The following is a 21363-nucleotide window of genomic DNA, read 5'->3' on the forward strand; positions in this document are numbered from 1 at the left end:
ATCGACCCGCTGACCCCGATCCTCAGCGAGACCTGGGACGCGGACCGCTCCTGGACCCTCGACGCCTACGTCGCCGGCGGCGGCTGGACGGGCCTCGCGAAGGCCCTCGCGCAGCCGCCAGCGGACGTCGTGCAGGTCGTCAAGGACTCGGGCCTGCGCGGCCGAGGCGGCGCCGGGTTCCCCACGGGCATGAAGTGGGGCTTCCTGCCCGCGCCCGACGGCGGCCCCCGCTACCTCGTCGTCAACGCCGACGAGTCCGAGCCGGGGACCTGCAAGGACATCCCGCTCATGCTCGCGAGCCCCCAGCTCCTGATCGAGGGCGTGGCCATCACGTCGTACGCGATCGGGTGCGACCACGCGTTCATCTACGTGCGCGGCGAGGTCCTGCACGTGTACCGCCGCCTGCTGCGGGCCGTCGAGGAGGCCTACGCGGCCGGGTACCTGGGCAAGGACATCCAGGGCTCGGGCTTCGACCTCGACGTCACGGTCCACGCGGGCGCCGGGGCGTACATCTGCGGCGAGGAGACCGCGCTGCTCGACTCGCTCGAGGGCCTGCGCGGCCAGCCGCGACTCAAGCCCCCGTTCCCCGCGGTCGCGGGCCTGTACGCGCGGCCCACCGTGGTCAACAACGTCGAGTCGGTCGCGAGCGTCCCGGCGATCGTCAACGAGGGCGCCGACTGGTTCAAGTCCATGGGCACCGAGCGCTCCGCAGGGCACGGGCTGTTCTCGCTCTCGGGGCACGTGGTCCGTCCGGGACAGTACGAGGCGCCGCTCGGCATCACGCTGCGCGAGCTCCTCGACATGGCCGGCGGGGTCCGCGGCGGCAACCGCCTGAAGTTCTGGACGCCGGGCGGGTCCTCGACGCCCCTGTTCACCGACGCGCACCTCGACACCCCGCTCGACTACGAGTCGGTCGCGGCGGCGGGCTCGATGCTCGGCACGCGCGCGCTGCAGATCTTCGACGAGACCACGTGCGTGGTGCGGGCCGTGAGCCGGTGGATGGACTTCTACGCGCACGAGTCGTGCGGCAAGTGCACCCCGTGCCGCGAGGGCACGTACTGGCTCAAGCAGATCCTGCGCCGCATCGAGACCGGCACGGGCACCGAGGGCGACCTCGACGTCCTGCTCGACACGTGCGACAACATCCTCGGCCGCGCGTTCTGCGCGCTCGGCGACGGTGCCACCTCGCCCGTCACGAGCAGCATCGCGCTGTTCCGCGAGGAGTACGAGGCGCACATCACCGGGCGCGGCTGCCCGTTCGACCCCTCGGCCGCCGCGCTGTTCGACTACACGCCCCGGCGTGCCCCGCAGGCCCTGACGGCAGGAGCGCACTGATGACGACCACGACGCCCGGCCCGTCGAGCGCGGTCGCGGCGGGAGGCGCGAAGCCCCCCGCCCGCCCCGACGACGTGTCGTTCACGATCGACGGCATCGAGATGGCCGTGCCCAAGGGCACCCTGGTCATCCGTGCCGCCGAGCAGGTCGGCATCCAGATCCCGCGGTTCTGCGACCACCCGCTGCTCGCCCCCGCGGGCGCGTGCCGCCAGTGCCTCGTCGAGGTCGCCACCCCCGACCGCGAGGGCAACGTCCGCCCCATGCCCAAGCCGCAGGCCTCGTGCACGCTCGAGGCCACGCCGGGCATGGTCGTCAAGACCCAGCACACCTCCGCGGTCGCCGACAAGGCGCAGCACGGCGTCATGGAGCTCCTGCTCATCAACCACCCGCTCGACTGCCCGGTGTGCGACAAGGGCGGCGAGTGCCCCCTGCAGAACCAGGCCATGAGCAACGGGCGCGCGACGAGCCGCTTCGTCGACGTCAAGCGCACGTTCCCCAAGCCCATCGCGATCTCGACCGAGATCCTGCTCGACCGCGAGCGCTGCGTCCTGTGCCAGCGCTGCACCCGGTTCTCCGCAGAGATCGCGGGCGACGCGTTCATCGACCTGCAGAAGCGCGGCGCGCAGCAGCAGATCGGCCGGTACGACGCGCGCGTCCTGGGGTTCGCGGACGGTGACGCGGAGCCGAGCACTCCCGCGGCGGCGATGCCCTACGGCGCGCAGGCCGGGTTCGAGGCCCCCGTCGGGGCGGCCCTCGAGGACGAGTCGGGTCGCCCGTTCGCGTCCTACTTCAGCGGCAACACCGTGCAGATCTGCCCGGTCGGGGCCCTCACGGGCGCGGCGTACCGTTTCCGCTCGCGGCCCTTCGACCTGGTCTCCACCCCGGGCGTCGGCGAGCACGACGCGTGCGGGTCCGCGATCCGCGTCGACCACCGCCGCGGCGTCGTGCTGCGGCGCCTGGCGGGCGAGGACCCGCTGGTCAACGAGGAGTGGATCACCGACAAGGACCGCTTCGCGTTCCACTGGCAGGACGCACCGGACCGCCTGACCCACCCGCTCGTGCGCGACCGCGAGGTCGACACCGAGGGCCGTGTCGCGCGCGGCGAGCTGCGCCCCGCGAGCTGGGCCGAGGCCCTCGAGGTCGCGGCCGACGGACTGTCTCGGGCCCGCGCGGCGGGCGGCGTCGGGGTCCTCCCCGGCGGTCGCCTGACCGTCGAGGACGCCTACGCGTACGGCAAGTTCGCCCGCGTGGTCCTGGGCACCAACGACGTCGACCACCGCGCCCGCGTGCACTCGGCCGAGGAGGCCGACTTCCTGGCCCACCGCGTCGCGGGCACGGGGCTGGGCGTGACGTTCGACGAGCTCGAGAAGGCTCCCGCCGTGCTCCTCGTGGCCCTCGAGGCGGAGGAGGAGGCGGGCGTCACGTTCCTGCGCCTGCGCAAGGGCGTGCAGAAGCGTGGCCTGCGGGTCTTCTCGATCGCCCCCTTCGCGAGCCGGGGCGTGCAGCGCCTCGACGGCACGCTCCTGCGGGCAGCGCCCGGCACCGAGCCCGAGTGGCTCGACGCGCTCGCCTCGGGCACGCAGACCCTGTTCGGCCACGAGGGCGCCGTGGGCCCCGACGCGCCCGAGTCGGTCGACGAGCCCACCGAGGTCTCGGCCCTGCGCGAAGCGCTCGCACGGCCCGGAGCCGTGGTCCTCGTGGGCGAGCGTCTCGCCGGCGTCCCCGGGGGGTACTCGGCGCTGCTGCGCCTGGTCGAGAGCACGGGAGCACGGCTCGCGTGGGTCCCGCGCCGGGCGGGGGAGCGCGGCGCGGTCGAGGCAGGCACGCTGCCGGGCCTCCTCCCGGGCGGACGCCCCGTGCCCGACGCCGCAGCACGCGTCGACGTGGCCGTCACCTGGGGCGTCGAGCACCTCCCGGAGGCGACCGGACGCGACACGGGGGAGATCCTCGACGCGCTGTCCGTGGGGCAGCTCGGCGGGGTGCTCGTCGGCGGCCTGCACACCGACGACCTGCCCGACCCCGACCACGCGCGTCGCGCGCTGGGCACCGCAGGCTTCGTCGTGTCCCTCGAGGTCCGTGCCTCGGACGTCACGGCGCTCGCGGACGTGGTCCTGCCCGTGGCCCCGCCGGTCGAGAAGGCCGGGTCGTTCGTGAGCTGGGAGGGCCGCGTGCGGACCTTCCCCGCGGCGCTCGCCACGACCGCGATGCCCGACCACCGCGTCCTGGACGCGCTCGCCGACGCCGCGGGAGTCACGCTCGGGACCCGGACGCTCGACGAGGTCCGGTCCGAGATCGACCAGCTCGGCACCTGGGACGGCGAACGCTCGGCGGCACCCGCCGCCGCGGCCGCCGAGCCGCCCGCAGTCGCGCCGGGCACCGCGGTGCTCGCCGGGTGGCGGCTGCTCCTCGACGCAGGCCGCGGCCAGGACGGCGAGCGGTTCCTCGCCGGCACCGCCAAGCGCCCCGTCGCCCGCCTGTCCGCGACGACCGCCGCTGCGGCCGACCTCTTCGAGGGCGACGTCGTGCGGGTCTCGACCGACCGCGGGTCGATCGAGCTGCCCGTCGTGGTGACCGACATGGTCGAGCACGTCGTGTGGCTCCCGCTCGGCTCGCAGGGGTCGCAGGTCCACCGCGACCTCGGCGTCGCGCCGGGGACGCTCGTGCGGATCGAGCCCGCCGCGCGGTCCACCGTGACCGCACGGTCCACCCAGCCCACCGACGGGGGAGCATCATGACCGGCCTGCTGAACCTGGCCCTGGCCTCCGAGGCGGCCCTGGTCACACAGACTCCGGGAGTACCGGGGATCGCGGCCGACTTCTCGCAGGACAACGGCTGGACCTACCTGGTCAAGGCCGTCCTCATCATCGTGTTCCTGCTCACGAGCGTGCTCATCGCCATCTGGTTCGAGCGCAAGGTCGTGGCCCGCATGCAGGTCCGTCCCGGACCCAACGTGCACGGGCCCTTCGGGCTGCTCCAGTCGCTCGCGGACGCCATGAAGCTGCTGCTCAAGGAGGACCTCACGGTCTCCGCGGCGGACAAGTTCGTGTACATCCTGGCGCCCATGATCGCGGTGTTCTGCTCGTTGCTGACGTTCGCGGTCATCCCCTTCGGGCCGAACGTCACGATCCCGTTCACGGACTACTCGACGCCCGCACAGCTCACCGACTTCCCCGTCGCGGTGCTCTACATCCTGGCGTGCGCCTCGGTGGGCGTGTACGGGATCGTGCTCGGCGGCTGGTCCTCGGGCTCCACCTACCCGCTGCTCGGCGCGGTCCGCTCGACGGCCCAGGTCATCAGCTACGAGCTCGCGATGGGCCTGGCCCTGGTGAGCGTGTTCATCATGGCCGGCTCGATGTCGACCTCGGAGATCGTCGACTCCCAGACGCGCGTCTGGTGGGCCCTCATCCTCATCCCGAGCTTCGTCATCTACATCATCGCGATGATCGGCGAGACGAACCGCCTGCCGTTCGACCTCCCGGAGGCCGAGGGCGAGCTCGTCTCGGGCTACATGACCGAGTACTCGTCCATGAAGTTCGCCTGGTTCTTCCTCGCCGAGTACATCAACATGATCAACGTCTCGGCCGTGGCGACCACGCTCTTCCTGGGCGGGTGGCGCGCCCCCTGGCCGCTGTCCGCGATCAACGACGGCATGTTCAACGAGGGCTGGTGGCCCATCCTCTGGTTCCTCGTCAAGGTCTGGGCCTTCATGTTCGTGTTCGTGTGGGTCCGCGGGACGCTCCTGCGCCTGCGGTACGACCAGTTCATGAAGTTCGGCTGGAAGATCCTCATCCCGGCCGCGCTCGCCTGGATCGTCGTGCTCGCGGTCGTCCAGGGCATGATCCGCTTCGGCGACGTCGACAACCGCACGATCCTCGTCGCTGCCGGTGCGCTGTTCGCCGTCGCGCTGCTCGCGATCTTCCTGTGGCCCGCCCGCAAGGAACCCGGAGGGGGAGCCGGAGACGCCGGGGGAGCGACGCCGTCGGGCACCTCGCCCTATCGCAAGGCGGCCACCGCCTCGCCCGAGCCCTTCGACGCCTTCGCGGGCGGCTTCCCCGTCCCGCCGCTGCCCGGCCAGTCCCTGCCCAGCGCCTCGCGCCGAGCCCGGCGCCTGGTCCCCGAGGGCAGCCCGCCATCCGGCGGGGGCCTCGCAGCTCCCGACGCCCAGGACGAGGAGGTCCCCCGTGGCTGACTACGAGTCGTTGATCCCCCAGAGGAAGGGGCTCGGCGGGCTGCTCGCGCCCGTCGCCGGATTCGGGGTCACGTTCTCCTCGATGTTCAAGCCGACCGTGACCGAGCAGTACCCGTTCGAGAAGGTGCCGACCAAGCCCCGCTACCACGGTCGCCACCAGCTCAACCGGTACGAGGACGGCCTCGAGAAGTGCATCGGGTGCGAGCTGTGCGCCTGGGCCTGCCCCGCGGACGCGATCTACGTCGAGGGAGCGGACAACTCCGCGCTGCCCGACGGGGCGTACCGCTCGCCCGGCGAGCGCTACGGCAGCGTCTACCAGATCAACTACCTGCGCTGCATCTTCTGCGGGCTGTGCATCGAGGCGTGCCCCACGCGGGCCCTCACGATGACCAACGAGTACGAGCTCACCGGACCGACCCGCGAAGGGCTGATCTGGGAGAAGGAAGACCTCCTCGCGCCGCTGCGCGAGGGCATGCTCGCCGCCCCGCACCCCATGGTGCCCGGGACGACCGACACCGACTACTACCGGGGAGAGGTGACCGGGCCCGTGCCCGAGCAGATCGACTGGGTGCGTGCGCACCGGCCCGACGACCCGACCCTGCCGCCCGTCGAGGACCCCGCCGCCGCACGGCGCCCCGAGGTCCGGAAGGTGGTCCGGTGACCGTCAGCGGGGGAGAGGTCGTCCTGTTCTGGGTCCTCGCCCCGCTCATGGTGCTGGCCGCGCTCGGCCTGCTGTTCGCCCGCAAGGCCGTGCACGCCGCGATCTGCGTCGTGTTCGTCATGATCAGCCTCGCGATCCTCTACATCGCGCAGGAGGCGGCGTTCCTGGGCGTCGTGCAGATCGTGGTCTACACGGGCGCCGTCATGATGCTCTTCCTGTTCGTGCTCATGCTCGTGGGCGTCGACGCGTCGGACTCGCTCGTCGAGACCATCCGCGGCCAGCGCCTCATCGGGGTGCTGCTCGGGCTGGGGCTCGGCTCGGTGCTGGTCGGGGTCGTCGCACAGGCGACGTTCCCGCCCTCGGTCGGGCTCACGGCGGCCAACGCCGAGTCCAACCCCGTCGCGCTCGCCCGCATCCTGTTCGCCGACTACGTGTTCGCGCTCGAGGTCGTCGGCATCCTGCTCGTGACCGCGGCGATCGCGGCCCTCGTCCTGACGCACCGGCGCCGGCTCGTGCCGCGCGTCGGGCAGCGGCAGATCTCCGACGCCAAGGTCGCCGCGCTCGCCGAGGGCGGGCTCCTGACCCCGCTTCCGGCGCCGGGCGTCTACGCGCAGAACAACGCGATGGACACCCCCGCGCTCGACCCGCAGGGTCGCCCCATCGAGCACTCGGTCTCGCGCATCCTGCGCATCCGCGGGCAGGAGCGCTCCGCGGGACGGATCCTCGCCAAGGAGCGGGCCGTGCTCGCCGAGCACGAGCCCGAGCTGACGGCCCGGCGCTTCCCCGAGCTCACGGCCGCCACCGACGAGGAGGCCGCCGCGGACCTGTCGGGCGAGGCGCCGGTGCCTGCGGCCGAGCCGGGGGCCTTCCCGACCGACACCACGTCCGGGCCGACCACCGAGCACGGGAAGGAGAGCTGACATGGAGCTGACCAACTACCTGGTGCTCGCCGCGATCCTCTTCGCGATCGGCGCGACGACCGTGCTGCTGCGACGCAACGCGATCATCGTCTTCATGGGCATCGAGCTCATGCTCAACGCCACCAACCTGACGTTCGTGACGTTCGCCCGCATGCACGGTGACCTCCACGGTCAGGTCATCGCCTTCTTCGTGATGGTGGTGGCCGCGGCCGAGGTCGTCGTGGGGCTCGCGATCATCGTGGCCATCTTCCGTACCCGCCGCTCGGCCTCGGTCGACGACGTCAACCTGCTGAAGAACTGAGAGGGCAGGCATGCCAACGGTGACTCTGCTTCCAGCCCTCGCGCACGTCGTGCCGGCCGCGCTGCCGACCCAGGAGATCGTCCCGGCCTCGACCGTCGTGCCCGGGCCGTTCCTGCTTGCCCCGTTGCTGATCCTGCTGCCGCTCCTGGGGGCCGCGGTCCTGCTGCTCGCGGGACGGCGCAGCGACCGGTGGGGTGCGTGGTTCGGGGTGCTCATGTCGGGCGGCGCGTTCGTCGTCGCGCTGGTGGTGTTCTTCTCGATGCTGGGCCTGCCCGCCGACGAGCGGGTGGTCGACCACCGGCTCTTCGACTGGATCGCTGCAGGCGGGCTCGACGTGGGCGTGGGCCTGCGGCTCGACCCGCTGTCCATGACGTTCGTGCTGCTCGTGACGTTCGTCGGCACGCTCATCCACGTCTACGCGGTCGCGTACATGGAGCACGACAAGGACAAGCGCCGGTTCTTCGCGTACCTCAACCTGTTCGTCGCGGCCATGCTGGTCCTGGTCCTCGCGGACTCCTACCTCGTGCTGTTCGTCGGCTGGGAGGGCGTGGGCCTGGCCTCGTACCTGCTGATCGGGTTCTGGAACCACGAGCGGGCCAACGCGGTGGCCGCCAAGAAGGCGTTCATCATGAACCGCGTGGGCGACCTCGGCCTGATCGTCGCGCTCATGCTCATGTTCGCGGGCTTCGGCGCGGTGGACTTCGCGACGGTCTTCGCCGACGCCCCGGGGGCGGGCACGGCGCTGCTGACCGCGATCGCCCTCGCGCTCCTGGTCGCCGCGTGCGGCAAGTCGGCGCAGTTCCCGCTCCAGGCGTGGCTCGGTGACGCCATGGCGGGCCCCACGCCCGTCTCGGCGCTCATCCACGCGGCCACCATGGTCACCGCGGGCGTCTACCTGGTCGTGCGCTCGGCGCCGATCTTCGACGGAGCCCCGACGGCGCAGCTCGTCGTGGTCCTCGTCGGCGCGGTCACGCTCCTGTTCGGGGCGATCGTCGGCTGCGCCAAGGACGACATCAAGAAGGTCCTGGCGGCCTCGACGATGTCGCAGATCGGCTACATGATGCTCGCGGCCGGGCTGGGACCGATCGGGTACGCGTTCGCGATCTTCCACCTCGTGACGCACGGCTTCTTCAAGGCAGGCATGTTCCTCGGGGCGGGCTCGGTCATGCACGGCATGGACGACGGGGTCGACATGCGCCGCTTCGGCGCACTGTCGAGGTACATGAAGGTCACCTGGGTCACGTTCGGCCTGGGCTGGCTCGCGATCCTCGGGATCCCGCCGTTCTCCGGGTTCTGGTCCAAGGACAAGATCATCGAGGCGGCGTTCGTGCCGATCGACGGCCAGGAGTGGCGCGCGTGGGTCTTCGGCGGCGTCGCGCTGCTGGGAGCGGGCATCACGGCGTTCTACATGTCGCGCCTGTTCTTCATGACCTTCCACGGGCACAAGCGCTGGAACGACGGGTCGGGCAACCCCACGGGGCCTCTCTCGACCGACGGCCCCGTGCAGCACCCGCACGAGTCGCCCGCGCTCATGACGGCGCCCATGATCGTCCTCGCGGTCGGCTCGGTGGCACTGGGCGGGCTGCTCGCGATAGGCGACGTGTTCGTCGACTGGCTCTCGCCCGTCACGGGCCATGCCGAGCACGCCGAACCGGTGCTGCCGGTGTGGTCGCTCATCACGCTGACCCTGGTCCTCGTCCTGCTGGGCGTGCTCCTGGCCTGGCGTCAGTTCGCGGTGTCCCGTGTCCCGATCGTCCCGCCGCACGGTTCGGTCCTGACCCGCGCGGCCCGCAAGGACCTCTATCAGGACCAGGTCAACGAGGCCGTGTTCATGCGGCCCGGGCAGTACCTCACGCGGTCCCTCGTCTACGGGGACCGGCAGATGGTCGACGGCGGCTGGATGGGTCTTGCCGGCCTCGTCGGCGCGACAGGGGAGAAGTTGCGCGGCATGCAGAACGGATTCGTCAGGTCGTACGCGGCGACGATGCTCGCCGGCCTGATCGTGATCGTCGCGGTGGTCCTCGCCGTGACCACCGGAACAGGGAGCTGAGGGACCGATGACCACCGAGATTCCCTGGCTGACTCTCCTGATCGTCCTGCCGCTCGTCGGCGCGGCCGCCGTCTGGGGGCTGGGCGCCACGTCGGCGCGCAAGCACCTGCGGACCGTGGCGGTCGTGTTCGGCCTCGCCGAGCTCGTGCTCCTGGGCCTCGCGATCAGCGCGTTCGACACCGCCGACGCGGGCACGTACCAGCTCACCGAGACGCACGCGTGGATCCCGCAGCTCGGCGTGAGCTACGCGGTGGGGGCCGACGGGGTCGCGCTCCTGCTGGTCGGGCTGGCGGTCCTTCTCGTCCCGCTCGTGATCCTGGCGGCGTGGCGCGAGCAGGACGGCGACCTCGCGAAGCTCCGCCACTACCTTGGGCTCGTGCTGCTGCTCGAGGCGTTCATGGTCGCGGTCTTCGTGGCCCGCGACGTGTTCTTCTTCTACGTGCTGTTCGAGGCCATGCTGATCCCGGTCTACTTCATGATCGGCGGGTTCGGGGGCGGGGCGCAGCGGCGCTACGCGGCCGTGAAGTTCCTGCTGTTCTCGCTCGCGGGCGGGCTCGTCATGCTCGTCGCGGTCATCGCCCTGTACCTCAACGGGCCGGGCGGTGAGCAGGGCTTCCTGACGCAGAACCTGGTCGACCACCTCGCCGCGAACCCGCTGGCGGTGAGCACCGAGAGGCTGCTCTTCCTGGGGTTCTTCCTGGCCTTCGCGATCAAGGCGCCGCTGTTCCCGGTCCACACCTGGCTGCCCGACGCCGCCGAGCACGCCCCCGCGGGCACCTCGACGCTGCTCGTGGGCGTCCTGGACAAGGTGGGCACGTTCGGCATGCTGACGCTGTGCCTGCCGCTCTTCCCGAACGCGAGCCAGTGGGCGGCGCCCGTGGTCGTGGTGCTCGCGGTCGTCTCGATCCTGTACGGCGCGCTCATGGCGATCGGTCAGAGCGACATCATGCGGCTCATCGCGTACACCTCGGTGTCGCACTTCGGCTTCATCGTCCTCGGGATCTTCTCGTTCACGTCGCTGAGCGTCTCCGGTGCCTCGTTCTACATGTTCAACCACGGGATCTCGACCGGGGCGCTGTTCCTGCTCGCCGGGTTCCTGGTCGCGCGGCACCCCGCACGCTCGCAGCGCCTGGCCGACTACGGCGGGCTCCAGCGGGTCACGCCGGTCCTCGCGGGCACGTTCCTCGTGGCGGGTCTCTCGGCCCTGTCCCTGCCCGGTCTCTCGACGTTCGTCTCGGAGATCATGGTGCTCGTGGGGACGTTCTCCCGCAGCCACCCGGCAGCTCTCGTGGCGGTCCTGGGCGTGGTGCTCGCGGCCCTGTACGTCCTGCTGACCTACCAGAAGGTCTTCACGGGCAAGGCCCCGCAGGACCTCCTGGGTACCCCGGACCTCGGGGCGCGCGAGAAGTGGGTCGTCGCACCCCTGGTCGTTGCCCTGCTCGTCCTCGGCTTCTACCCGGCCCCGGCGCTCGACCTCGTGCGCGAGCCCGCGGACGCGACCATGACGGCCGTGGGCGTCGAGAACCCGCCCACCACCCCTGATCTCCTCAGCGTTGAAGGGAGCGACTCGTGACCACCGCAGCCGCCTTCGTGGCCCCCGTGATCGAGTGGGCCTACCTCGTCCCGGTCATCGTCGTGCTGGGTGCGGGCGTCGTCGGGGTGCTCGTCGAGGCCTTCGTGCCCGACCGTGCCCGCCGGGTGGTGCAGGTCGTGCTCGCGCTCGCCGCGCTCGCCGGGGCGCTCACGTCGATCGTCCTGCTCTGGCCCGACGTGCTCGAGCAGAGCGGTGTGAGGGTGCTCGGCGGCTCGCTCGTGGTGGACCCGTTCGGGCTGGCCGTGCAGGGGATCGTCGTGGTCCTCGCGCTCCTGGCGACGCTCGTGATCGCCGACCGCACCTCGACCAAGCAGGACGCGTTCGCTCCCACGGCCGCGGCCGTGCCGGGCTCGGCGTACGAGGACCTCGCGCGGCGGCGCGGTCTCGAGCAGACCGAGGTGTTCCCGCTCGTGCTCTTCGCGGTCGGCGGCATGATGATCTTCCCCGCGACGGGCGACCTGCTGACGATGTTCGTCGCGCTCGAGGTGCTCTCGCTTCCGCTGTACGTGCTCACGGCGCTCGCGCGGCGTCGTCGGCTCCTGTCGCAGGAGGCGTCCTTCAAGTACTTCCTGCTGGGGGCCTTCGCGTCGGCGATCTTCATCTTCGGGGTCGCGCTGGTCTACGGCTTCGCCGGTTCGGTGCGGCTCGCGGACGTGCGTGGCGCCCTCCTGGAGGGCGGCGGTCTCGACGGCATGACGAGCCTCGTGCTGCTCGGCCTCGTCATGGTGCTCGCCGGGCTGCTGTTCAAGGTGGGGGCCGCGCCGTTCCACTCGTGGACCCCTGACGTCTACCAGGGCGCCCCCACGCCTGTGACGGGCTTCATGGCGGCCTGCACCAAGGCCGCGGCCTTCGGGGCGCTCCTGCGCGTGCTGTACGTCGTCGGCTCGGCGCTGCCGCCCGACCTCCAGGAGAAGCTCGTGGTCGCGCTGTGGGTCGTCGCGATCCTCACGATGATCGTCGGGACCGTGATCGGTGTCATCCAGACCGACATGAAGCGCCTGCTCGCGTACTCGTCGATCGCGCACGCGGGCTTCCTGGTCGTGGCGCTCGTCGGGTTCGGCGAGCTGAGCGGGTTCGGCGTGCGCGCGCTGCTGTTCTACCTGCTGGCGTACGGCCTGGCGACCGTGGGAGCGTTCGCGGTCGTGACGCTCGTGCGAGAGCGCGCCCCGCAGCCCGTCGTGGTCCCCGCCGAGGCGGAGCTCGCGACGGTCGGCGCGGTGCCGGGCGCCACGGCAGCCGGGTCCGCGGGGACGTCCACCACCTCGCCCGACGGCGGAGCGGTCCTGGGTGAGGCCACGCACCTCACGGAGTGGGCCGGGCTGGGCAGGCGGAGCCCGTGGCTCGCGGGCGCGTTCGCGCTCTTCCTGCTGTCGATGGCCGGGATCCCGCTCACGGCGGGGTTCATCGCCAAGTTCACGGCGTTCCAGTCGGCCGTCGCGGTGGGCGCCTGGCCGCTCGCCCTGATCGGTGTGATCGCCTCGGCCGTCGCGGTCTTCTTCTACGTGCGGGTCATCGTGCTGATGTTCTTCACGCCCTCGCCGCGGGCTGCGTCGGACGCCGTCACGGAGCCCGGTGCAGCCGCACCGCGCGCGGACCAGGACGGCGAGCAGGTCGTCGAGACGACAGGGGCGACAGGCGGACAGGCCCGCTCCGTGGCCGCGTTCGCGAGCCGTGTCACGGTCGTCCGGTCGGAGGGATTCACCACGATCGCCATCACGATCTGTGTGATCGGCGTCATCCTTCTCGGCGTTTTGCCGTCCTCGGTTCTCGATCTGGCCTTCGAGGCGGCTAAGTTCAGACCGTGACCACTGTGCCACCCGTCTCCACGACGGCGATCCCCCTGACCGATCCGGAGCTCGCCGCGACGCTCACCGCACGCCTCACGACCGTCGAGGCGAGGCTGAGCGACGCCGTCGCGCACTCCGACGGGCTCGCGGACTCCGCGTCCCGCCACCTCGTCAACGCCGGCGGCAAGCGCCTGCGCCCGCTCCTCGCGCTGCTGTGCGCGGAGCTGGGCGACGGCGCCAGGCCGGAGGTGGTGGAGGCGGCCGTCGTCGTCGAGCTCACCCACCTGGCCTCGCTCTACCACGACGACGTCATGGACTCCGCGCCCGTGCGCCGCGGTGCTCCGTCGGCGCACGCCGTGTGGGGCAACTCGGTCGCGATCCTCATCGGAGACCTGCTCTTCGCCCGTGCGGCGTCGACGGTCGCGGCGCTGGGGCCCGAGGCCGTCCTCATCCAGGCGCGCACCTTCGAGCGGCTGTGCCTCGGCCAGCTCCACGAGACGACGGGCCCCTCGGAGTCCGACGACCCGGTCGAGCACTACCTGGGCGTCCTCGCGGACAAGACCGCTTCGCTGCTCGCGACCTCGGCTCGGCTCGGCGCGATGTTCGGCGGTTGCGACCAGGCCGTCGTCGAGGTCGTCGCCGAGTACGGCGAGAAGCTCGGTGTCGCCTTCCAGCTCGCCGACGACGTGCTCGACCTCGCTTCCTCGGGCGCCGAGTCCGGCAAGACCCCGGGCACGGACCTGCGGGAGAAGGTGCCGACCATGCCGGCGCTGCTGCTGCGCGCACGCGTCGCGGCAGGGACGGGGACCGCGGCCGACGCCGCGCTCGTCGACCTCCTGGACTCGGATCTCTCGGGGGACGAGGAGCTCGCTGCCGCGGTCGCCGCGCTGCGGGCCCACGAGGTCCTCGGGGAGACCCGGGCGCTGGCCGTCGGGTGGGCTCGCGCGGCGATCGACGAGCTCGAGCCCCTGCCGGCCGGACCGGTCAAGGAGGCGCTCGTCGCGTTCGCCCAGGCACTGGCGGACCGCGCGGCCTGAGACCTCTCGCCACCGCAGCAGCACGAACCCCTGGGGGCGGTGCGCACGACCCACGGGTCCTGCGCACCGCCCTCGGTCGTGGTGCGCGGGCGGTGGGCGGGCGGCCGGTGGCCGCGTGGGGTGCAGGGCCGTCCGGCACCGTCTCGGCTCGTGGACGTGGGCCGGACCTCCCGGGGCCCCGGCGCGACGTCCGGCAGCGCGACGTCGGGCGCTGCCGCCTGCGGAGATGCCCAGGGAAATCTACTGCCAGTTGAGAACTGGGCAGTTCTCCCCATCCAGTGGATGTCAGAGCACCCCGCTCGTGCCGCTATCCTCGAACCCGCGACGGGTAGGGGCACCTGGCAGGAACGGCCCTGGACACCGGTGGCACCACTCGCACCCACGGAGACTCTGTGACCTTCCTTTCCCGGCTCTACGACAAGCGGCGCACCGTCGCCTCGGTCGGCACCGTGTCGATCTTCTCGACGCTCCTGGTCGCGTTCGCGGTGACCTACGAGGGTCAGGCGACCGCGGACGTCGAGCTGAACGACTCCGGCGTGTGGGTCACCCGGACGTCGGGAGGTGCGCTGGGGCGGTTCAACTTCGAGTCCCAGGCGCTCGACGGCTCCCTGCTCGCGGGCTCGGCGTCGTTCGACGTGCTCCAGGACGCCGGCAGGGTGCTCCTGGTCGACGACGGCGCGGGATCGGTGAGCCCCGTCGACGTGGCGCGGCTCAAGCTCGACGGGTCCGTCCGTCCTCCGACCGGTGCGCAGGTCGCGATGGGAGGCTCCACGGTCGCGGTCCTGGACGGCAAGGAGGGCCTGCTGTGGGTCATGCCGTTCTCGGCCGCGCCAGGCTTCGACGCCGAGTCGACCGAGCCGACCGCGGAGGTCGGTGGCGACGGTGAGGTCCAGGTCTCCCAGGACGGCACGGCCTACGTCGTGGTCCCGGCGACGGGCAAGCTCACCAAGGTCGTGACGTCGCCTGCCGGGGAGGCGCAGGAGGTCACGACGACGAGCGTGCCGGTCAAGGACGGGGACGACGTCGAGGTCACGACCGTCGGCGCCGAGGCAGTGGTGCTCGACCGGACGTCCTCGCGGCTCGTGCTGCCCGGGGGCGAGACCGTCGACCTCGCGGACGGCGCGGACGCGCGGCTCCAGCAGCCGGGTGCGAAAACGCCCGACGTCGCGGTCGCGACCGCGTCCGGGCTCGTGCTGCAGCCACTCGGCGGTGGGAAGGCCGTGACGCGGGCCGCGTCGGGGACGCCGTCGGCACCCGTGCAGCTCGGCGGGTGCACCTACGGTGCCTGGTCGCAGACCGGTCAGGTGCTCCGTGACTGCGAGGGGACGGACGACGACGTCGACCGGCGCCTGGAGGGCGTGGACCCCCAGGGGCGGCTCGAGTACCGGGTCAACCGCAAGGCGATCGTGCTGAACGACCTGGCCGCCGGCACGCTGTGGATGGCCGCCGACCAGTACGAGAAGGTCGAGGACTGGGAGCTGGTCCTGCCGGAGCAGGCCGAGGGCGAGGAGTCCGACGCCGAGCTCACGACCCCGGAGCAGGTCGACCAGTTCGTCCTCGACCGCAGCCAGCCCAACCAGCCGCCGCAGCCCCAGGACGACGTGTTCGGCGTCCGCCCCGGACGTACCACGCTCCTGCCCGTGCTGGGCAACGACGTCGACCCCGACGGTGACGTCATGACGGCGACGCTCGCGGGCGAGGGGCCCGGCAGCGCCGAGATCCAGTCGGTGCTGGGGGGTGCGGCCCTCCAGGCCGTCGTGGGCGCGGACGCGCAGAAGGGGCACTCGACGTTCCGGTACTCGGTGAGCGACGGTCGTGGCGGGGTCGCAGAGGCCGGCGTGCAGCTCCAGGTCTCGCCGTGGGGCGAGAACGCGGCGCCCGTGCAGACGGGGGAGCCGGTGCTGGTCGTCGAGCAGGGCAAGTCGGCCCAGATCAAGGTGCTCCCGTTCTTCCGGGACCCGGACGGTGACGACCTCTACCTCGCGGCCGCGTCGGCGACCTCGGCCGGCGACGAGGTGCGCTCGCGGCCGGACGGGTCGGTCGAGTTCCGCGACGGCGGCACGTCGACGGGGCGCAAGACCGTCAAGATCATGGTCGCCGACGGGCAGGGCGAGGTCTTCGAGGGCATCCTGCACGTCGACGTGTCCGGCGCCGGCCAGCTCGCGCCGGTGGCGGTCGCCGACCACGTGGTCGTCCCGGCCGGTCAGCCCGTGACCGTCGAACCCCTGCGCAACGACTACGACGCCAACGGGGACGATCTGCGCCTGACCACGGTCGCCGAGTCCGCCCCCGCACAGATCACGCCGAACTACGACGCGGGCACGTTCCAGTTCCTCTCGAACGAGCCCCGGTCCTACGACCTGACGTACCAGGTCTCCGACGGTCCGAACGCGACGACGGGCCTGGTCCGCGTCGATGTCCTGCCGGCCTCCGCGGCCGAGGGCCCGCCCATCGTGGTCTCCGACACGGCTCTGCTGCCCTCGGGCGGGAGCACCCTCGTGGACGTGCTCGCCAACGACTCGGACCCCGCAGGCGGGGTCCTGGTGGTGCAGTCGGTCAGGGTGCCCGACGACGCGGGCGTCTCGGTCGCCGTCCTGGCCCACCAGATGCTGCGGATCACCGAGATCCGTCGCCTCGAGGCGCCCGTCACGGTCGAGTACACGGTGTCCAACGGAAACCAGTCCACGACCGGTCAGGTGCGGATCGTCCCGGTCCCGGCGCCCGTCAAGCTCCAGCCGCCGAACGCCGCGGCCGACGAGGCCACGGTGCGTGTCGGTGACGTGGTCACGATCCCGGTCCTGAAGAACGACACGCACCCCGACGGCCTCGAACTGTTCCTCCAGGACGAGCTCGAGCAGGGGGTCGCGCCCGAGCAGGGCGAGATCTTCGCGTCCGAGGGGAACCTGCGGTTCAAGGCGGGGGCCGAGGCCGGCACCGCGTACGCGATCTACCGGGTCCGGGACAAGAACGGCCAGGAGGACTCGGCCCAGGTCACGATCCACATCCGCGACGGCGAGGAGAACTCCCCGCCGCAGCCCCTGCCGGTCCAGATGCGCGTCCTGACCGGTGCGAGCGTGCGCACGGTCGTGCCGCTCGACGGGATCGACCCCGACGGCGACTCGGTCCAGCTCACCGGGATCGCCTCCCAGGCGAGCCAGGGCAGGGCCTACGTCGAGGACGGGTACCTCGTCTACGACGCCTCCGACCAGGCGACCGGTTCCGACTCGTTCACCTACTCGGTGCAGGACGCGCGCGGTGCGGTCGCGACCGGGACGGCGCAGGTCGGGATCTCCCGACCGCCTTCGGCGAACCAGCCGCCCGTCGCGATCGACGACGAGGTCACCGTCAGGCCGAGCCGGACCGTCTCCGTCGCCGCGCTGGCCAACGACACCGACCCCGACGGCGACCAGATCGCCCTGCGCTCCGCCGGGCTCGAGGCGCCCGAGGAGCTCGACGCGGAGGTCGCGGGCGACCGCATCGTGATCACCAGCCCTGCCGAGGCGGGCTCGACCTCCTTCTACTACGGCATCGAGGACGCCTACGGTGCCCGCGCCGCGGCCTCGGTCACGGTGAACGTGGACCAGGCGGCTCCGCTGCTGGCGCCCATCGCCCGCGACGACGCCGTGCCGGTCGACTCGATCCTCGGCAAGACCAGCGTGAGCGTGCCCGTCCTGGAGAACGACGACGACCCCGACGGGTCCGGGGACGAGCTCACCGTGTCCACCGACGCCGTCGGTGTGAGCGTCGACAAGGACGGCGTGCTGACGGTGCCCCTCACGCAGGAGCGCCAGGTCGTCACGTACACCGTGACCGACGTCGACGGGCTGACGTCGAAGGCCTTCGTCAAGGTGCCCGGCCTGACCGAGCAGATCCCGCAGCTGCGGCCCGGGATCGCGCCGCTCGAGGTGCATGCCGGTGAGACCCTCCCGATCGACATCACCGACTACGTCCTCGTCCTGGAAGGACGCACCCCGCGACTGACCGAGGAGTCCAAGGTGTCGGCGCTCGAAGGCACCGTCGCGGTCACGGACCCCACGAACCTGACGTACACCCCGCGGGTGGACTACGCGGGCGACGCCGCGGTGTCGTTCGAGGTCACGGACGGCAGCGGCCCCGACGACCCGGACGGGCACAAGGCCCTGCTCACGCTGCCGGTCGTGGTCCTCGCGCCGAAGAACCTCCCGCCCGTGCTCTCGGCCTCCAACGTGGACGTCGCCGCCGGGGAGGAGGCGACCGTCGACCTCGCCCGCTTCGTCGACGACCCGGACGACGACCCGGTCACCTTCAAGGCCGGCGCCGTGCCGGACGGTCTCTCGCTCTCGTTCAGCGGCACGACCGCGACCGTCCAGGCCACCCCGGCGATTCCCAAGGGCACCGTGCTCAACGTCCCGATCAGCGTGACCGACGGCGAGCACCCCCCGGTCGAGGGGCAGCTCGTGGTCAAGGTCGTGGCGTCGACCCGTCCGCTGGCCAAGGCCAACGCGGACACGGTCGACAAGGCCCACCAGGGCAAGGACGTCCCGGTGGACGTCCTGTCCAACGACTCGAACCCGTTCCCCGAGACCCCGCTCAAGGTCGTCGGCGTGCCGGTGGTCGACACGGGGTCGGGCACCGCCCAGATCTCGGGCGACAAGGTCGTCGTGACACCCAGCGACACGTTCTTCGGAGTCATGGTCGTGCGCTATCGCATCCAGGACGCGACCGGTGACCCCGACCGCGAGGTCGAGGGAAGGATCCAGGTCACCGTCCAGGGGCGTCCCGACGCGCCGTCGACTCCACGGGTCGTCGAGGTGCGTTCCAAGACGGTCGTCCTCACGTGGGACCCGCCCGCGAACAACGGTGCGGAGATCACCTCGTACACCGTGCGCTCGTCGGCGGGGGACGAGCGCACGTGCGGGACGACCACGTGCACCATCGACGGCCTGACCAACAACGTGACCTACACGTTCACGGTCGTCGCCACGAACGAGGTCAACGACTCGAACGCCTCGCCGGCCTCCGCGGAGGCGCGTCCGGACGAGAAGCCGAACCGGCCCGCACCTCCCACGCTCGACTTCGGGGACAAGTCCATCAAGCTCGCGTGGGTCAACGAGACCTACACGGATCGCTCCCCGATCACGTGCGTCAACATCAGGATCTCCGGGCCGGGCGGGAGCGCCGACAAGGCCTGCGTCGCCGGGACCACCTACGAGTGGACCGGGTTGCAGAACGGTGGGTCGTACACCTTCGAGATCCAGGCGGTCAACGCGGCCCCTGACCCGTCGGAGTGGTCGGGAGCCTCGCGTCCGGAGATCCCGGCGGGCAAGCCTGCCGCCCCCGCGAAGCCTTCCGCGGCCAGGACCTCGCTGGGTGCGACGTCGCAGATGAAGATCACCTGGACGGCGCCCGACGCCAACGGTGGACCGATCAGCGGGTACACGGTGGAGGCGCTGCGCGGGGGAGCGGTCGTCTCGACGGCCTCTGCCACGGCGACGACCGCCACGATCGGCGTGCCGGCCGACAGCACCGACTACACGTTCCGGGTCAAGGCCCACAACAAGGCCACGGTGAAGTTCGGCGAGGCGGAGTTCAGCCCCGAGTCGAACCCGCAGCGCGCGTTCGCCGCGCCCGGAGCCGTCGCGGGGCTCACGGCCAAGGCCACGGGCGCCAACGGCACGGTGCAGCTCGCGTTCGGCAACGTCTCGGCGGCCGGCGCCAGGGACGGGGAGATCAGCTACGAGTGGAGCCACAACGGCTCCAGCTGGTCCGCCCTGGGAACGAACAAGGTCGTCAGCGGTCTCAAGAACGGGATCGGCTACGACTTCTTCGTCCGCGCCGTGGTGAAGGCCGACGGCGGTCGGGGGGACGGGGCCGCCTCGAACAAGGCCAGCGCCAACCCGTACGGCCCGATCCCCACCCCGAACGTGAGCGCCTCCGGTGGGAACCAGACCGTCGGCTTCGCGTGGAGCACCTCGGGCAACGGTCGCGACTACACGACCTCGGTCACGGGAGCGGTCTCGAGCGGGGCGGCGAGCGGGAACGTCAACGTCCCGGCGGGCTACTCCGACACCAAGGAGATCTGCGTCACCGTCAAGGACACCGAGGGGCAGACGGCCCAGAGGTGCGCGGCCGCGGCCTCGGACGCCAAGCCCGCGCGCGACATCTGGACCTCACGAGGCAGCTCGGTCAACAACTCCCAGTGCGGCGACCCGGCGTGCGCCTACCTCGTGCTGAACATCCGCAACGCGGAACCGAACACCTCCTTCAGCACCCAGTGCTGGTCGAGCTACGGCGGCAACCACGCGTTCAGCCCGACCTCCGGCGGGTTCTCGAGCACCGCGCTGAACGGCGCCTCGCAGCGGACCGACGGGGACGGCAACTGGTCCGGGACCATGTGGTGCTTCCACGGGAACGCCGGGACCACGATCTGGGTCAAGACGAACGTGTGGGGCGACTCGAGAGCGGCGATCTGGTGACCCGCAGCACGGCCCACGCCCTACCGACAGAACGATCGACACGACGAGGAACCCCCTGATGACCACCATGACCCCCGAGCAGGCCACCTGGTTCGCTCAGACCTTCGACCGCCTGGTCGGCAACGTCGGCCAGGCCGTCCTGGGCAAGGCGCACGTCGTGCGCCTGGTCCTGACCTGCATGCTGTCGGAGGGGCACATCCTCCTCGAGGACGCCCCGGGCACGGGCAAGACGTCGCTCGCGCGCGCCCTCGCGGCGAGCGTCCAGGGCACCCAGAACCGCATCCAGTTCACGCCGGACCTGCTGCCGTCCGACGTCACTGGTGTGACGATCTACGACCAGAAGACGGCGAAGTTCGAGTTCCACCAGGGCCCGATCTTCGCGTCGATCGTGCTCGCGGACGAGATCAACCGCGCGTCGCCCAAGACGCAGTCCGCGCTCCTGGAGGTCATGGAGGAGGGGCAGATCACGGTCGACGGCGTGACGCACTCGGTCGGCCGCCCGTTCATGGTCATCGCGACGCAGAACCCGATCGAGCAGGCGGGCACGTACCGCCTGCCGGAGGCACAGCTCGACCGCTTCCTCATGAAGACCTCGCTCGGCTACCCGGACCACGCGGCCACGGTCGAGATCCTCCAGGGCGCCTCGGTGCGGGACCGCAGCGCGACCCTGCAGGCGCTCATCACGACGCAGGCCGTCGCGGAGATGGCCGACCTCGCCGCGGGCGTCCACGTCGACGGCGCGGTGCTCGAGTACATCTCGCGCCTGGCCGAGGAGACGCGCAACGCGGCCGAGTGCCGGGTCGGCGTCTCGGTGCGAGGGGCGCTCGCCCTGGTGCGCTGCGCCAAGGTGTGGGCCGCCGCGCACGGACGCAACTACGTCCTGCCCGACGACGTCAAGCAGCTCGCGCTGCCCGCCTGGGCACACCGCCTGGTCCTCGACCCCGAGGCCGAGTTCGCCGGTGCGACCAACGACGGCGTGCTCGCGCGCATCCTCGGTGACGTCGCCGCACCGCAGGAACGCCGGTCGGCCTGAC

12 protein-coding genes are annotated in these 21363 nt (G+C 71.6%); all 12 read left to right on the plus strand.

The genetic code is table 11. The features are described from left to right. Complete coding sequence (gene nuoF / locus H9640_RS15840; RefSeq protein WP_191791772.1) at window positions 1–1335, plus strand: NADH-quinone oxidoreductase subunit NuoF; 1335 nt, start codon at window positions 1–3, stop codon at window positions 1333–1335. Further along, window positions 1335–4070 carry an NADH-quinone oxidoreductase subunit G gene (locus H9640_RS15845; protein ID WP_191791737.1) on the plus strand — a complete coding sequence of 912 codons (2736 nt, stop codon included), beginning with the start codon at window positions 1335–1337 and terminating at the stop codon, window positions 4068–4070. Before nuoF ends, H9640_RS15845 begins: the two co-directional genes overlap by 1 nt. Continuing rightward, the gene (nuoH, locus tag H9640_RS15850; RefSeq protein WP_191791738.1) at window positions 4067–5524 is read left to right on the plus strand and encodes an NADH-quinone oxidoreductase subunit NuoH; all 1458 of its coding nucleotides are present in this window, start codon (window positions 4067–4069) and stop codon (window positions 5522–5524) included. The genes H9640_RS15845 and nuoH overlap by 4 nt, the downstream gene beginning before the upstream one ends. Further along, window positions 5517–6185 (plus strand): NADH-quinone oxidoreductase subunit NuoI, encoded by a 669-nt coding sequence (gene nuoI / locus H9640_RS15855; protein ID WP_191791739.1) that lies wholly within the window; start codon window positions 5517–5519, stop codon window positions 6183–6185. Before nuoH ends, nuoI begins: the two co-directional genes overlap by 8 nt. Then, the gene (locus tag H9640_RS15860; protein WP_191791740.1) at window positions 6182–7105 is read left to right on the plus strand and encodes an NADH-quinone oxidoreductase subunit J; all 924 of its coding nucleotides are present in this window, start codon (window positions 6182–6184) and stop codon (window positions 7103–7105) included. The genes nuoI and H9640_RS15860 overlap by 4 nt, the downstream gene beginning before the upstream one ends. Window position 7106: 1 nt before the next feature. Further along, window positions 7107–7406, plus strand: a complete 300-nt coding sequence (gene nuoK, locus H9640_RS15865; RefSeq protein WP_138825647.1) for an NADH-quinone oxidoreductase subunit NuoK — start codon at window positions 7107–7109, stop codon at window positions 7404–7406. A 10-nt stretch (window positions 7407–7416) separates the two neighbouring features. Further along, window positions 7417–9456 (plus strand): NADH-quinone oxidoreductase subunit L, encoded by a 2040-nt coding sequence (nuoL, locus tag H9640_RS15870; RefSeq protein WP_191791741.1) that lies wholly within the window; start codon window positions 7417–7419, stop codon window positions 9454–9456. Window positions 9457–9463: 7 nt separating this feature from the next. Further along, on the plus strand, window positions 9464–11029 hold the full coding sequence (locus H9640_RS15875) for an NADH-quinone oxidoreductase subunit M (RefSeq protein ID WP_191791742.1): 1566 nt from the start codon (window positions 9464–9466) through the stop codon (window positions 11027–11029). Further along, window positions 11026–12855: an NADH-quinone oxidoreductase subunit NuoN gene (gene nuoN / locus H9640_RS15880; protein WP_191791743.1), complete on the plus strand. Its 1830-nt coding sequence runs from the start codon at window positions 11026–11028 to the stop codon at window positions 12853–12855. Before H9640_RS15875 ends, nuoN begins: the two co-directional genes overlap by 4 nt. After that, complete coding sequence (locus H9640_RS15885; RefSeq protein ID WP_307823980.1) at window positions 12852–13874, plus strand: polyprenyl synthetase family protein; 1023 nt, start codon at window positions 12852–12854, stop codon at window positions 13872–13874. Before nuoN ends, H9640_RS15885 begins: the two co-directional genes overlap by 4 nt. A gap of 392 nt (window positions 13875–14266) precedes the next feature. Beyond that, window positions 14267–20329: an Ig-like domain-containing protein gene (locus tag H9640_RS15890; RefSeq protein WP_191791744.1), complete on the plus strand. Its 6063-nt coding sequence runs from the start codon at window positions 14267–14269 to the stop codon at window positions 20327–20329. A 58-nt stretch (window positions 20330–20387) separates the two neighbouring features. Further along, window positions 20388–21362 (plus strand): AAA family ATPase, encoded by a 975-nt coding sequence (locus tag H9640_RS15895; RefSeq protein WP_191791745.1) that lies wholly within the window; start codon window positions 20388–20390, stop codon window positions 21360–21362. Window position 21363: the final 1 nt, after the last annotated feature.

The organism is Oerskovia gallyi (genome assembly GCF_014836745.1).
In the GTDB taxonomy this organism is placed as follows: Bacteria; Actinomycetota; Actinomycetes; order Actinomycetales; family Cellulomonadaceae; genus Oerskovia; species Oerskovia paurometabola.

Coding starts and splice junctions, on each gene's coding strand:
- H9640_RS15845 (WP_191791737.1), top strand. CDS start 1,335: ATGACGACCACGACGCCCGGCCCGTCGAGCGCGGTCGCGGCGGGAGGC.
- nuoH (WP_191791738.1), top strand. CDS start 4,067: ATGACCGGCCTGCTGAACCTGGCCCTGGCCTCCGAGGCGGCCCTGGTC.
- nuoK (WP_138825647.1), top strand. CDS start 7,107: ATGGAGCTGACCAACTACCTGGTGCTCGCCGCGATCCTCTTCGCGATC.
- nuoL (WP_191791741.1), top strand. CDS start 7,417: ATGCCAACGGTGACTCTGCTTCCAGCCCTCGCGCACGTCGTGCCGGCC.
- H9640_RS15875 (WP_191791742.1), top strand. CDS start 9,464: ATGACCACCGAGATTCCCTGGCTGACTCTCCTGATCGTCCTGCCGCTC.
- H9640_RS15895 (WP_191791745.1), top strand. CDS start 20,388: ATGACCACCATGACCCCCGAGCAGGCCACCTGGTTCGCTCAGACCTTC.